Annotated in this window: 7 protein-coding genes; 3 read left to right on the top strand and 4 right to left on the bottom strand. The window is 64.2% G+C overall.

Annotated features, from left to right (window positions below; translation table 11 throughout):
* Nucleotides 1–77 precede the first annotated feature (77 nt).
* Nucleotides 78–4,502 (top strand): beta strand repeat-containing protein, encoded by a 4,425-nt coding sequence (locus tag OKA05_RS07955; protein WP_264486592.1) that lies wholly within the window; start codon nt 78–80, stop codon nt 4,500–4,502.
* Between the two features lie 289 nt (nt 4,503–4,791).
* Nucleotides 4,792–10,002, top strand: coding sequence for a beta strand repeat-containing protein (locus OKA05_RS07950; RefSeq protein WP_264486591.1), 5,211 nt, complete (start codon nt 4,792–4,794; stop codon nt 10,000–10,002).
* Between the two features lie 231 nt (nt 10,003–10,233).
* Here the strand turns inward: OKA05_RS07950 and OKA05_RS07945 are convergent, their stop codons facing one another.
* The 3 genes from OKA05_RS07945 to OKA05_RS07935 form a co-directional block, all read right to left on the bottom strand.
* Nucleotides 10,234–10,476, bottom strand: a complete 243-nt coding sequence (locus OKA05_RS07945) for a hypothetical protein (RefSeq protein ID WP_264486590.1) — start codon at nt 10,474–10,476, stop codon at nt 10,234–10,236.
* 52 nt (nt 10,477–10,528) lie between these two features.
* Nucleotides 10,529–12,220 (bottom strand): DEAD/DEAH box helicase, encoded by a 1,692-nt coding sequence (locus OKA05_RS07940; RefSeq protein ID WP_264486589.1) that lies wholly within the window; start codon nt 12,218–12,220, stop codon nt 10,529–10,531.
* Nucleotides 12,221–12,486: 266 nt separating this feature from the next.
* Nucleotides 12,487–13,767, bottom strand: coding sequence for an NAD-dependent succinate-semialdehyde dehydrogenase (locus OKA05_RS07935; RefSeq protein WP_264486588.1), 1,281 nt, complete (start codon nt 13,765–13,767; stop codon nt 12,487–12,489).
* Between the two features lie 178 nt (nt 13,768–13,945).
* On the opposite strand from OKA05_RS07935, the gene OKA05_RS07930 reads away from it, so the two are divergent.
* Entirely contained in the window at nt 13,946–14,464 is a 519-nt protein-coding gene (locus tag OKA05_RS07930) for a Dps family protein (protein WP_264486587.1), read from the top strand.
* Between the two features lie 69 nt (nt 14,465–14,533).
* Here the strand turns inward: OKA05_RS07930 and OKA05_RS07925 are convergent, their stop codons facing one another.
* Complete coding sequence (locus OKA05_RS07925; protein WP_264486586.1) at nt 14,534–14,731, bottom strand: entericidin A/B family lipoprotein; 198 nt, start codon at nt 14,729–14,731, stop codon at nt 14,534–14,536.
* Nucleotides 14,732–14,779: the final 48 nt, after the last annotated feature.

Below are 14,779 nucleotides of genomic sequence, written 5' to 3'. Positions count from 1 at the left end.
AACCCGTAGAGTGAGCATTTTGCCCGAATGCTCCCTCTAAGACCCAAGTTAAGACCCAAGAAATCCAAAGAACCTCGATGAAAACCCAATTCCGTCTCCCTCTGATCGGCCGTCGTGCCCTGCTCCTGACCGCAGTCGCGCTGCCCCTGCCCCTCTGGGCCGACCTCACTTGGAACCCAGCCGGCCCGACCAACAACTGGGGTACCGACGCCGGCAGCACCAACTGGCTGCCCGGTAACGTGCCATGGTCCCAGAATGAGAACGCCATCTTCAGTGGCACGCCCGAAACGGTGACCGTCACCACGGCGAACACGTTCAACGACATTACCTTCGGTGCCGGGGGGTTCACCATCGCCGGCGGCGCAGGCTCCTTCAATCTGGCCAATGACCAGGCCAGCATCATCACGGTGACGAACGCCGCGGACACCGCCACCATTGCCGAGACCCTCGCCGACAACACCCTGGGCCTCAGCTCGCTCACCAAGGCCGGGGCTGGCACGCTGGTCCTGAGCGGTGCCAATACCTACACCGGACAAACCCTGGTCACCGCAGGAACGCTGAAACTCGGCAACGCCGCCGCACTTGGCGCGGGCGGCGGAGGGGCGGAGACCCTCGTTTCCAGTGGTGCCACCCTCGATCTGAACAATCAGGCGGTCACCAACACCGAAATTTTCCGGATTGCAGGCACCGGCGCAGGCAATGCCGGCGCGCTGATCAATACCGGCGCGGACCAACTCAACTCGGTCAATCGCCTGGAACTCACTGCCGACGCCACCATCGGCGGCACCGGGCGCTTCGATATCCGTCCCGGCACCACGCCGAGGCTCGACCTGGCAGGCAACACCCTGACCAAGATCGACGGCAACCAAGTCTCCGTGGTCGGCGGTGAGATCACCAGTGGCAACATCGTGATCAACGCCGGTATCTTCGGCATCGAGACGACGACCTCGACCCTCGGAGGCACCGGGACCATCACCGTCAACAATGGCGGAACCCTCGGGGTGTGGGGAAACACCAGCCCGAATGTCACGCGCCCGATCGTGGCCAATGCCGGGGCCATCATTGGCAACCTGGGCAATGCCTCGTCCATCGACAGTAACATCACGCTCAACGGCCCGGTCACCTTTTCGGGCAATGCAGTCCAAACCTACCTCGGCGTCATTTCGGGGGCCGGCAGCATTAACAAGACCGGAACCTCGACCCTGGCACTCGGCGGAACCCTTGCCGGTGGCGCGAACACCTTCAGCGGCGCGACGACCTCCACCGGTGGCATCTTGGCGCTCGATTACTCGGGCAGCGACACCAGCAAGCTTTCCGACAGCGCCGCGCTGACCCTCAATAACTCGACCCTGCAAATGACCGGCGCTTCGGGCTCCCACGCGGAACTCGTCGGCGCCGTCACGATCAACGGTGCGTCGGCCGTCACGGTCAGTGGCGCGAATCTCGCCACGATCGCACTCGGCAACTACGTCACCAACGGCTTGCTGAATGTCCAACTCGGCGGTCTGGCGACGACGACAAACGCCAACAACGCCCAGGGTTATCTGCCCCGCACCTTGTTAGGAGGCATCCAATTCGCGGCCAATGACGGCGCCGGGAATATCATCGCCGCTCCAGGCGTATCCTACGTCGACGTCACCAATCTGTCCTCGGGGACGAAGAGCATCCCCTCGGCCGCGGGGTCGATCGTCCGCACCATCGAGGGAACCGGAACCGCTGGCAACATCCTGCTCGGAGCTGCGACCACGGACATCCGGTCGATGCTGCACACGGCCACCACCGCCACCACGGTCGACTTCGGAGGCCAGACGCTCCGGCTCGCTGCCGATGGCGAGCTGATCTCCGGTGTCGGCAGCTCGGTCGCCACCCTTCAAAACGGCTCGCTGACCGCAGGCGGAGCCGCCGATACACCCGGCAACGTGTTCCTCGCCAATTCAGGGGCGAACGCCCCGGTGGTGGTCGCGAAAATCACCAACAATGGCAGCGGAGCAGTCTCCCTCAGCACCGCGGGCAACGTCACACTGGGAAACACCACGGTCGCGAGCACGAATGATTTCAGCGGCGGCACCACCGTCACCGGCGGCACGCTCACCGTGGCGACGCCCATCGCCGCAGGTGCCAAATCCGGCCTCGGCGCGGGTGCAGTGACGGTGAATTCGGGCGGCAACCTGCGCATCTTCACCGCCAGTACCGGCAACGCGCAAAGCTACGCCAACAACATCAACCTGAACGATGCCACCCTGACCTCCGAGGACGGGGTGGTGACCTACGGCGGCACTATCACCCTGAGCGGAACCAATACCATCACTGCCGTCTATGCCGACAAGAACGCCATCTTCAGCAATGCCACAAACTCGATCACAGGAGCCGGTAACCTCGTAACGAACGGCACCTCGGTGATCTTGTCCGGTGTCAACACCTACACCGGCACCACCCGTGCGGCGAGCGGCAACCTGCAGTTCGCAAAGCAGACGGCGTTTTACAATAACACTCCGGCGAGCTGGACCGCCACCAACCTGACGGTCAATTCCGGTGCGACCGCGACCTTCAATGTCGGCGGCGCAGGGGAGTTCACCTCGGCGAATCTCGATGCCATCAAGACACTGGGCACGACCACCAGCGGCTTCCTGAAAGGCTCGAACCTCGGGATCAACACCACGAACGCGGGTGGCTCATTCACCTACGCCTCGCCCATCGCCAATCCCAACGGCGGCATCAACGCGCTCGGCGTGAGCAAGCGAGGCACAGGCACGCTGGTGCTTTCCGGCACCAACACCCACACCGGCACCACTGGAGTCGTCCAGGGAGTGCTGGAAATCAGCGGAAGCCTGGTAGCCGGAAGCGCCCTCTCGACCGCCGGCGGTACGACCCTGCGGATCACCGGCACGGGCAGCCTCGGCGGCGGATCGCACACCAGCGCGATCGCCAACGCCGGCACCTTGCAGCACGCCTCCAGCAGCAACCAGAGCTTCGCCGGAGCCATCAGCGGTGCGGGAGCCTTCCTAAAGGACACCAGCACCACCAGCACCGTGAGCTTCAATGCCAACCACACCTACACCGGTGCCACCACGGTGAACGCCGGCACACTCACCATCGCCGGCCAGCTCCGGGGATCGTCGGGCTTCAACGTTGGCACCGGCGCGACGATGACGGTGGACGCCACCAACCTGTTCACCCTCGACCACGGCACGGCGATGGGCAACACGCGCCTGTTCACGGTGGACGGTGGCACGCTGTTGTTCACCAACACCGGGGACAACCGGATTGGCAGCGTCACGCTGCGAAACGGCGCGACTTGGACCTCCAACCGCACCCTCGCTAACTATGACTATCTCCTGGCGAACAACTCGACGGGAGCTTCGACGGTCAAGGTCGAGAGCACCGGAGGCAATACCACGCCGTCAGTGATGAACGGCACCGGCGGCATCCACCTCCAGGATGTCCAGAACTTCGACGTGGCCAATGTCACCGGGACCGCAGCCACCGACCTGACGGTCAGCATGATCCTGGCGGGTCCGGGCACCATCGGGGGTGCTGCGGGAGGCATCAACAAGATCGGTACCGGCACCATGACACTGAGCGCCACCAACAGCTACAACGGTGCGACCACCGTCGCGGTCGGGACGCTCCTGGTCAATGGCTCCACCAATGCGGCCAGCGCCGTCAGCGTTTCGTCCGGCGCGACTCTCGGAGGCACCGGAACTGTCAATGGCACGGTCAACGTGGCCACCGGCGGCACAATCGCCCCCGGCCCTTCCGCGGTCCCGCTGGCCACCGGCGCGGCCATCATCGACGGCACCTACGCCTGCGAGATCAATGGCAGCACCTCCGACAAGCTCACCGTCACCGGCAGCCTCGATATCGATGGAGCCACGCTGAACGTCTCGATCCTCGCTGCCCCCACGGTGTCGGAATACATCATCGCCACCTACACCGGTGCCCGCATCGGCACCTTCACCGGCCTGCCGGAAGGAGCGACGGTCATCACCGGCTACACCATCACCTACGCCACCCCCAACCAGATCAAGCTGGTCTCCGCCGGGCCGAACTACACCTCGTGGGCCGCGAGCTTCTCGCCGAACCCCGGCCTGGCAGGTGTGGACTTCGAAAACGACGGCTTCCAGAACGGCCTCGAGTTCATCCTCGGCGGCTCGCCCATCAGCGGGTCGAACAATCCGAAGGTCTATTCCTTCACCGTGGATACCAACGCCGACCTCGCCAAGGAGCTGGTCATGACCATCGCGGTTCCGGTGGGCACTTCCGCCTTCAGCACCGGAGCGCCCTCCACCGCCAGCTTTGCCGGCTTCGGCATCGCCGTACAGGGCAGCGAGACCTTGTTGTCTTATCCATTGACCGTGACCCCGGTCACTCCGGTGACCACCAACCTGCCGGCACTCACCCCGCAAGGTGGCGTCAGCTACGAATACCGCTCGTTCAGCCTCGGCGGATCGAACGGCCTGCCAAGCAAGGGATTCCTGCGGGTGAGCGTCACCAATCCGTAACGGCTTCAGCCCGCTTCCAGCCCCGGTCGCCACTCAGCGGCCGGGGCTTTCTTTTGGTGCGCACCGGCGTTTCCGCCTGCATCGATTAATCTCCCTGCCTCGCGATCGAGACGACAATGAAAGTCAAATTTATCCATCCCCATTTTTTAACCACGATCATGTTTTACATTGTATCGACCGAATATCGCCCTACAAATGGGCGATATTGCTCAGAACATCTTCTAGTTTTGGCAATAATTGACACCAATACCCAACCCAAGGGGACCCAAGACCTCGACCAATAACCTCCATGAAACCCAATCTCTTCTCCCGCTCGGGCGGCCGTCTCGCCCTGTTGCTCACCGCCGCGGCGCTCCCTGCCCCCGTCTTTGCGGCCCTTACCTGGAACTCCGCCGGTCCCACCGGCAATTGGAGCACCGCCGTCGGCAACGAAAACTGGAACCCGGGTCCCGTCGTCTGGACCCCGAACGAAGACGCGATCTTCGACCTCGCCGCCGAAACGGTCACCGTGACCGAGGCGAACACCATCTTCGATGACATCACGTTTGGCATCACCGGCTTCACGCTCGCCAACGACGCCATGGGATCGCTGACCCTCTCGAACGACTTCGCAAGCACCATCACGGTGACCAATCTCGCCGACACCGCCACGATCGCGGAATCCTTGGCAAACAATGGCGTCACCGCCAGTTCGCTCACCAAGGCCGGCGCGGGCACACTGGTCCTCTCCGGTACCAATGGCTACACCGGCGGCACGAATGTTTCCGGCGGCACGCTTTCCATCGCCGGTTCGGCCAACTTGGGAGCCGGGACCCTCACCTTCAATGGCGGCAACCTGACGCTTACCGGCACTGCGCAGACGCTGGCCCAAGCCGTCACCCTGACTTCCCCAGCGCTCATCACGACGCCGGTCGCGAACACGATCACCACTTTCTCGGGGCTGCTCTCAGGGGCTGGCGCTCTCTCCGTGACGGGTAGCGGTGCTTTGGCATTTACCAATACCGGCAGCACCTATTCCGGAGGCGTGACGCTCAATAACTCCGTGCGTCTGCAAATCGGCACCAATGCCGCCGCGCTGGGCGGAGGTGCCGGCACGGTCACGGTAAACGGGACCAGCACGCCGACCTCCGGCAGCGGCTCCCAAGTCTATGCTTCCGGTGCCGTGACCCTCGCCAAAAACTTCATCATCTCCGGCTCGGGTGGCAATTCCGTGGATAGCGTCCAGCGCGGAGCCATCCGCCTCGACACCGGCGCGATCGTCTCGGGTAACATCACGCTCTCGGCGAATGCGTCGATCGGCTCCAACACCGGTGGTGGCACGGTTTCCGGCGTGATCTCCGGCACCGGCTTCGCCCTCACCAAGGTGGATGGCAACACCCTGACGCTGACTGCAAACAACACCTACACGGGAGGCACCACCGTCCACGCCGGGGCGCTCACTCTCGGCGGCGCAGCCGGCACGGGAGTTGGCAGGATCCGCGGAACGGTCACGGTCAATTCCGGGACGACGCTTAACCTGACCGCCGTCAACGCGCTTGGCTACACCACCGGCGTCAAGGTCGACACGGTCAATCTGTCGGGCACGCTCGACAACACCGCGGCGGGCGACAATGGCTGGGGCGTCACCTATAATCTCACCGGCGGCACCCTGCGATCCAACGGGGGAACGTCCAGCGCGACGGCAACCCAGTTGTTTGCCTTTGGCAGCGACGTGGGGGCCGGCGGCACCGTGGTGAACAGCCTGGCCTCGGCAACCACCTCCACCGTCGCAGGCCGGATCAATATCCGCCAAAATAATCCGGGCAACGCGGTTGCCTTCACCGTGGCGGACGGGGCGGCAGCCACCGACCTGCTGGTCAGCGCCGCCATCACCCAAGCTTCAGCAGGCTACGGCATCACCAAGAACGACGCGGGCCTGATGTCGCTGACCGGGGCTTCCAGCTTCACCGGCGCGACCACCGTGAATGGCGGCACGCTTCTCCTCGGCAGCACCGGCACCCTGCCAAGCTCGGCGATCACCGTGAACAGCACGGGCTCGTTCATTTCTTCGACCGCAGGAAAAACCTTCGCCGCGCTCACCGCGAACAACGGCTCCACCTTGGGCCTGGCCGCGCAGACAGGCGCGACGACCACGGTCACCGGTGCCCTGACGCTGACCACCGGCGGCAATACCACCATCGCCCTCCAGGATCTCGACGCCAACTCCCAGACCATCGGCACGGTCTATGACCTGGTGACGGCTGGCAGCATCGCCGGCACGGGGAGCACCACCCTGTCGCCGAATACATCCTTCGGTCCGACACGGGTGACCGGTACCACCGCGGTCGCCGGAAACAAGCTCCAGCTCACCATCACCGGAGCCGGGGCAAATCTGATCTGGAACAATGCCTCGGCCGCAGGCGTGGACACGGGCACTTGGGATCTCAATACCACCGCCAACTTCAACAACGGTGGCTCGAACGACGTCTTCAAGGTCTTCGACGCGGTGACTTTCGATGATAGCCTGCTCAGTGGCAGCCCGAAAACGGTGAACCTCACCGGGACCCTCGCTCCGGCGAAAGTCACCGTGAACAATTCCGCAGGCGACTACACCCTCACCTCCACCGGCACGCTTTCCGGCGGCGGCTCGCTGGTGAAATCCGGCACGTCCAAGCTGACACTGACCGCCAACCACACCAACACCGGCACCACCACGGTCAACGGCGGCACCTTGCAGGTCGGCGCGAACACGCCCGTCAACGTGGGCTCGCTCGGCACCGGCGCGGTCAGCATCGCCAGCGGCAGCACCGTGAATATCCGCCGCTCGGACGGCTTGACGTTCTCCAACGCCTTCAGCGGCGCGGGTAACCTCACCTTCACCGGCACCAACAACGGCTCCGGGGAGAACACTCAAACCAGCCACGCGATCAGCGGCAACAACAGCGGCTTCAGCGGCACGATGACCGCAGAGGCCAGCCGTCTCGCGTTGGACAGCGTCAACGACGTCGGCACCGCCAACCTCGTCACCGGCACCAACGGCCAGTTCTTCATCACCGCCGGCACCTACGCGAACAACTTCACCATCGCCGGCGACGGCTGGGGCGAAGGGGCCGGCCAGCTTGGCGCCATTCGCCTCAGCAACAGCAGCATCTCGGGAACCATCACCCTGGCTGGTAATTCGCGGATCTCCACCCACAGTGGCACGGGTGCCATCTCCGGCCCCATCGTCGGCAGCGGCTTCGGCGTGACCTTCGGCACCCTCGATCCGGCCTCCGCACAAGCCACCAACCTCACCTTGAGCGGCGCGAGCACCTACACCGGGGCCACCACCATCGGCCACAACTTGGTCAGCACCGCCAACATCACACTCACCGGCAGCCTCGGCGCCACGGCGGTGACGGTGAATCCCAACTCGTCGCTGAACGGCGGCGGCAGTATCGCCACTGGCGGTTCCCTGACCTTCGGCGCGGGCGCGACCGGTCTCGGCGTCAATGCCGCCCTGGCCAACCCGCTCACCGTAGGCGGCAACGTCAACTTCAATGGCGCTGCGGGACAAGTAAGCGTCACGGTGACCCCCGGCTCGCGCATCGTGCCGGGCTCTCCGTTCACACTGCTGAGCTTCACGGGAACCACCGATGCGGTGCCCGCTGACTTCACCCTGGTCAACCCCGCCAACTTCCGCGCCGGCACGTTCGCCGTCACCGCCAATGCGGTGACCCTCGATCTCGCGACGAAAGCCCTCACCTGGACCGGCACTGGCGGCCTGAACTGGGCGATCGGCGGCGCGATCACCAACTGGAATGACACCACTCCCGCCCCTTCCACCTTCTTCACCGGTGATGGGGTCACCTTCGATGACACCGCAGGTGCGGCCAACGGGACCGTCACCCTCGTCGGAGCACTGGTGCCGCTGGGGCTCGTCGTGAACAACACCGCGACCGTGCCCTACACCTTCACCGGTACCGGCACGATCGGCGGCGCAACGAGTCTGGTGAAACAAGGTGTTGGCGCGCTCACTATCATCTCCGCTCAACCCACCTACACTGGCGGCACCACGGTGAACGGCGGCAGCATCATCGTTGACAGCAACAACACCGCCAGTCGCCTGCCCAACGGCGGTTCGCTGGTGATCAACAACACCGGCACCTTGGTGGCCCGGGGCACCAACCCGCTGCCGCAAAGCGGGAATGCGCTCAACACGACGGTGAACGCCGGCGGAACCCTGCGCTTCATCACGGGCACCAGTATCGCGTTCCCTACCGCCACGCAAAGCCACGGCCATCTCGGCAACCTCACGCTCAACGGCGGTACCGTGGATCTAACCTATGCCGGTGCCGGTAACGCCTACAACGATGAGAGCTTCCAACTCGTCGGCAACGTCACCGTCGGCGGGGCAGCGGCCTCCACCATTCAATCCAGCGAGGCCGCGGCCCTCCAAGGCATGGCCCTGGTAGGTGTCCGCACCTTCACGGTGGCCGATGCCACCGGCAGCGCGGCAGCCGACCTGACCATCAGCGCGGAGGTGGAAAACTCCGATAGCAACAACGGCGCCCTCATCAAAGCCGGTGTCGGCACCATGTCACTGATTGCCGCTAACAGCTATACCGCCGGCACCACCGTGAACGCCGGTACCTTGCTGGTGACCAACACCACCAACTCCGGCACCGGAACCGGGGCAGTCACCGTCAACACCGGCGGCACCCTCGGCGGCACCGGTGCCTTCACCGGTGCGCTCACCGTCAATGCCGGCGGCACTGTCGCTCCTGGCACCTCCGCTGGCGATCTCGCCGTCGGGGCCACCGTCATCGCCGGCACCTATGCCTGCGAGGTCAACGGAGCCACCGAGGACACGCTGGTCGTTACTGGGGCCCTCAACATCACCGGAGCCACCCTCAATGTCAGCGCCATCGGGGACGGAGCCACCGCGGGCGAATACATCATCGCCACCTACACCGGTGCCCTCACCGGCACCTTCAGCGGGCTGGCCGAGGGTGCGACCGTCCTGCCGGGCTACACCATCACCTACGCCACCGCGGGTCAGATCAAGCTCGTCACCGGAGGTCCTTCCTACTCGTCATGGGCAGCCAGCTTCTCGCCGAACCCCGGCCTTGCGAACGTGGACTTCGAAAACGACGGCTTCGAAAACGGCACCGAATTCATCCTCGGCGGCTCGCCCATCAGCGGGTCGAATAATCCGAAGATCTATTCCTTCGCCGTGGACACCAACGCCGACCTCGCCAAGGAGCTGGTCATGACCATCGCGGTTCCCGTGGGCACCCCCGCCTTCAGCACCGGGGCGCCTTCGACCTCCAGCTTCGCCGGCTTCGGCATCGCCGTACAGGGGAGCATGACCTTGGCATCCTACCCGTTGACCGTGACCCCCGTCACCCCGGTGACCACCAACCTGCCGACCCTCACCCCGCAAGGCGGCGTCAGCTACGAATACCGCTCGTTCAGCCTCGGCGGATCGAACGGCCTGCCAAGCAAGGGCTTCCTGCGGGTCAGCGTCACCAATCCATAACCGGACCCCAGTCCGCTTCCAGCCCCGGTCGCAATCGAGCGGCCGGGGTTTTTTTGTTTCACCCCCATTGTGGTCCGCACGCTCCGCGTGCAGTCGAGGCGACTTGGAGAGCCGCAACACTCCAAGAATTTGGCGGATCGGTGCTGCGTCACGAGGAGCGGCCGGACGAAGGACGGGAATCGCTCGATTTCACCGCCGCCAGCCAGACCACACAGTGAGTATCGAGATGGATCACGGACGCCATTCGGAGGACCAGTCGATGTGAACCAGATCCTCCGGATCGCCCACGATGATGCTCCGCTTCGGCAGTTCACCTTCGAAGATGCGAACAGATTGCTCCGCAGTGCCCGGACCCGCAGGCCGAACTTCATACGCCTCGGCCCCGGAGAGCAGGACCAGCGTTTCACCCGTCTCCTTCACCTTGGCCAGCCACGGCTTCGCGTCCTTCTGGAACTGCTCGATGGTCAGGATCATGCCTTCGGAGTATCCCCGGGATTCTTCCCAAAGCAATTTTTCAGACCGAGCCTCAGGCTTGACTCTTCGGTCCGCGGTCGAAATCGAGGACGAACTTACGACCGCGGAGGCTGGCACCCTTGGAGATCTCCACCAGGCGCTGGGCGCAATCGGCGCGGACGTCGATGCAACTGTGCTTGGCGAACAGCTTCACGTGACCGACGGCGCCATCCGGCAGGCCGGCTTCGCCGTAGAGCATCCCGATGATTTCGCCGACCTTCACGCCGTGGAATTTCCCGAGCGAGAAGAACAGCGGCACCATGTCAACATTGTCCTGCGGCCCACGTTCGCGCGGGGCGCGGGGCTCGCGTTCGCGGAAGTTACCGCCCGACGGCTCACGGCGGTCGCCGCGCTGCTGCGGGCGGCGGTCGCGCGGGTCCTCGCGGTCTTCCTGGATCTCGCCGAATTCCCGGCCACCCGATTCGCGCAAGAGCGTGAACAGCACGCTGGCGATGTCGGTCGGCGTGTAGCCTTGCTCTAACAAACGGTCCACCTGCTCCTCGTGCGACTGGAACTCGCCTTTCTCGAGGCGCTCCTTGATCGCCTCGAAGGCGAGGTCGGCGAGGCGGCCTTCGACCTGCTCCTGCGATGGCACCTTCTCGCGGCGGATGACCCCGCGCGTGTAGCGCTCGATCATTTCCAGGCGATGGATCTCGCGGCCGAAGACGAAGCTTACGGCACGGCCGCTGCGACCCGCGCGACCGGTACGGCCGATGCGGTGAACGTAGTCCTCAGGGTCCTGCGGCAAGTCGTAGTTGAAGACCACGTCGATGTTCTCCACGTCGAGACCACGCGCGGCGACGTCGGTGGCGACGAGTAGCTCGATGGTCCCATCACGGAAGCGGCGCAGCACGCGCTCGCGCATCTGCTGGGTGATGTCGCCGTGCAAGCGATCCACGGTGTAGCCGCGGGCGAGCAAGGACTCGGTGCACTCGTCCACGGAGCGCTTGGTATTGCAGAAGATGATCGCGAGGCGGGCTTGCTCCATATCGAGCAAGCGCGAGAGCACTTCCACCTTCGAGCGTTCGCGCACTTCGAAGTAAGATTGGTCGATGGTCGAGACGGTCTTCGACTTCTGGTCGATCTCGATGGTCTGCGGATTGTTGCCGAATTTGCCAATGAGGTGGGTGACCCCCTTGCTCATGGTGGCGGAGAAGAACATCGACTGGCGCTCCTTCGGCAGTTGGCCAAGCAGCTCTTCCATCTCCTCGCGGAAGCCGAGGTCGAGCATGCGGTCCGCCTCATCGAGCACGATGGTCTGGATGCCGCTCACGTCGAAGGAACCGCGGCGAAGGTGATCCATCACACGACCGGGAGTGCCGACCACGACCTGGACACCATCGCGCAAGGCGCGGAGCTGGCGGTCCATCGGCGCGCCACCATAGACCGGAATGGCGCGGAGTTGGCCGAGCTTCGAGCCGAGGCGGTGGACTTCCTCACAGACCTGCACCGCGAGTTCGCGGGTTGGGCAGAGGATGAGCGCCTGCGGGCGGCGAAGGTTAAAATCGAGCTTCGCGAGCAGCGGCAGCGTGAACGCGGCGGTCTTACCGGAGCCGGTGTGCGAGAGGCCGAGGATGTCGCGGCCGGTCAGTGCGACCGGGATCGCCATGGCTTGAATCGGCGACGGGCGCTCGAATCCGAGGACTTCGACGGCGGCGAGCAGTTCGGGCGAAAGCCCGAGTTCAGAGAACGGAGGTGTTTCCATAATAGATGGTGATTTCAGGACGAATGATCCTGGAAACCACCAACAACTAGGCCTCCTGGATCGCACAAGCGCCGCGCACTTCGGGCGGCGGGGCGCGGAGACTGGCCGCTTTTTGCGACGTGGCAAGAAACAATTTCCTTGGAGTGCTGCGACTCGTCGCCGCTTTCAGGCAGTCGGCTTGCCGACGTGAAGCATCGCATCCGGCCTGCCTTCACCTCGACAAGCCTCGGGGAAAAAGCGGCGACGAGTCACCGCACTCCAAGGAATTACCCCCGCACCGTCTTCACATTCACGAACTCGCGGATGCCATGCTCGCCCAGCTCGCGCCCCCAGCCGCTGTCCTTCACACCGCCGAAGGGAAAGCGGGGATCGGAAACCACCTGGCCATTGATCGCCACCGTGCCGGTATCGAGTTGCTCCGCGACGCGACGGGCGCGATCCACGTCGCCGCTGAACACTGCAGCACCGAGGCCGAAGGCCGTCTGATTCGCGAGCTCGATCGCTTGCGCCTCATGCTCCACACGGATCACCGCTGCGACCGGCCCGAAGGTTTCCTCATCAAAGACCCGCATGCCGGGAACGACTCCGCAAAGCAGCGTCGCAGGGTAGTACGACTTTTCCCGTAGTTCGACCGGTTCGCCACCGAGCAGCAGTCGTGCTCCGGCTTTCACGCTGCCGGTCACCTGCGCATGGAGTTCGTCGCGCAGGCTGGCCTTGGCCATCGGGCCGAGATTCGTCGCCGGCTCGAAGGGATCGCCCGGCTTGAAAGTCGCAAGTTCGTCCCGCAAGCGCTCGACGAAGGCATCATGAACCGCGGCCGCGACGAGGAAGCGTTTGGCGGCGATGCAGCTCTGCCCGGCGTTCACCATGCGCGCGGCGGCGCAGGTCTTCGCGGCGCGAGCGAGATCGGCGTCCTCAAGCACGAGGTAAGGATCACTGCCGCCGAGCTCGAGGACCGACTTCTTCAAGTGCCGGCCAGCCGCCGCGGCGACCTCGCGACCCACCCCGGTGCTGCCGGTGAAGGTCACGGCGCGAATGCGCGGATCGGCAATGAGCGGCTCGACCTCCTTTCCCGAGACGAAGACCGCGCGCAGGAAGTCATCGCGGCCGAAGGCGGAAGAAACGAGCCTCACGATGGCCCGGGCGCATCCACTCACGTTCGACGCATGCTTCAGCAGGATCGTGTTTCCCGCCATCAGTGCCGGCGCGGCGAAGCGGAAGACCTGCCAGAAGGGAAAGTTCCACGGCATGACCGCAAGCACCGGCCCCAAGGGCTGGTGAAGCAGCCTGGCTCCCTCGAGTTCCCGGGGAGCCAGCATCGCCTCGCCGTGTTCGGCATAGTAGCGGCAGGTCGCCGCGCACTTGGCGACCTCCGCCCGGCCTTGGGTGACTGGCTTTCCCATCTCCCTCGCCATCCAGAGTGCAAACTCCTCCTCCCCCGCTTCCAGCAACTCCGCTGCCTTCATCAGCCCCGCCGCCCTCTGTGAAAATCGGAGTTCGCGCAATTCCACAAATCCAGCGTCAACGGCGGCAAGGGAGTCAGGCATGGCGGAATCTGGACGCCGGACGCCCTCGCGGCAAGAAGGGCAAAATCCCATCGTGCAAAACGCCTCCGGAAGGGGATCAACTCAACCCCGTCGATTCTTCGCAAGCCCCTCACTATGAGTTCCTCCCGTGGTTATTGTCACGGCGGCGCACCGATTGCTAAAATGGAGGTGATCTATCATGAAAAAGAAAGCCGCTCCCAAAGCCACTGCTTCCGCCCGCACCACTGAAACCCTCGATATCGGCCTCGATGCGAAGGTGCGCGCCTCTTCGGTCAAAGCGCTGTCGGGCATTCTCGCCAATCAACACGTGCTCTACATCAAGACGCGTAACTTCCACTGGAACCTCACCGGCCATCGCTTCCACACGCTTCACGCCTTCTTCGAAGCCCAGTATGACGCGCTCGCACTCGCCATCGACAAGACCGCCGAGCGCATCCGCATGCTGGGCTCCTCGAGTCCTGGCTCGATGAAGGAGTTTCTTGCCCTCGCTTCGCTGAAGGAATGCTCCGGCGCCCTGATCGGCGGCGATGAAGCCATCGTCGCGCTCCGCGATGATCACGAAGCCGCTGCACGGGAACTGCGCAAGGCAGTGGACGCCACCGATGAAGCGGGCGACGCCGGCACCGCGGACTTCCTCACCGAACTCCTCCAGAATCACGAGCAAGCCGCGTGGATGCTGCGCAGCTTCCTCGAATAAGCGCGATCACGATACGAAAAAGCCCGCCCGGCGATCTGCCGGAGCGGGCTTTTTTCGATTCCGCGCCGTTCAGCGCGTAGCGGCGTCTTCGATCTTTTCTCCGGTAGTCTCGACGTCTTGGCCAAATCCACGGGCGGTGGCGCAGGAGTTGAGCCCAAAGGTCACCGATCCCAGCAACAGGGCGATCAGTATCGGGCGGAGAAGACGGTGCCGCACCACTTCGGAGGAGCGGCATGCGAAGGTATCAAACAACAGGATCGGATTCATGGTGGGATCCTTTTTGCAAACTCCGCACCAATCGGGCTGACCCTTGAA

This window comes from Luteolibacter arcticus (assembly GCF_025950235.1).
Taxonomy (GTDB): domain Bacteria; phylum Verrucomicrobiota; class Verrucomicrobiia; order Verrucomicrobiales; family Akkermansiaceae; genus Haloferula; species Haloferula arctica.
Note: the sequence above shows the minus strand (reverse complement) of the source record. Positions and strands in the feature narration are given on the sequence as shown.

Coding starts and splice junctions, on each gene's coding strand:
- OKA05_RS07955 (WP_264486592.1), top strand. CDS start 78: ATGAAAACCCAATTCCGTCTCCCTCTGATCGGCCGTCGTGCCCTGCTC.
- OKA05_RS07950 (WP_264486591.1), top strand. CDS start 4,792: ATGAAACCCAATCTCTTCTCCCGCTCGGGCGGCCGTCTCGCCCTGTTG.
- OKA05_RS07945 (WP_264486590.1), bottom strand. CDS start 10,476: ATGATCCTGACCATCGAGCAGTTCCAGAAGGACGCGAAGCCGTGGCTG.
- OKA05_RS07940 (WP_264486589.1), bottom strand. CDS start 12,220: ATGGAAACACCTCCGTTCTCTGAACTCGGGCTTTCGCCCGAACTGCTC.
- OKA05_RS07935 (WP_264486588.1), bottom strand. CDS start 13,767: ATGCCTGACTCCCTTGCCGCCGTTGACGCTGGATTTGTGGAATTGCGC.
- OKA05_RS07930 (WP_264486587.1), top strand. CDS start 13,946: ATGAAAAAGAAAGCCGCTCCCAAAGCCACTGCTTCCGCCCGCACCACT.
- OKA05_RS07925 (WP_264486586.1), bottom strand. CDS start 14,731: ATGAATCCGATCCTGTTGTTTGATACCTTCGCATGCCGCTCCTCCGAA.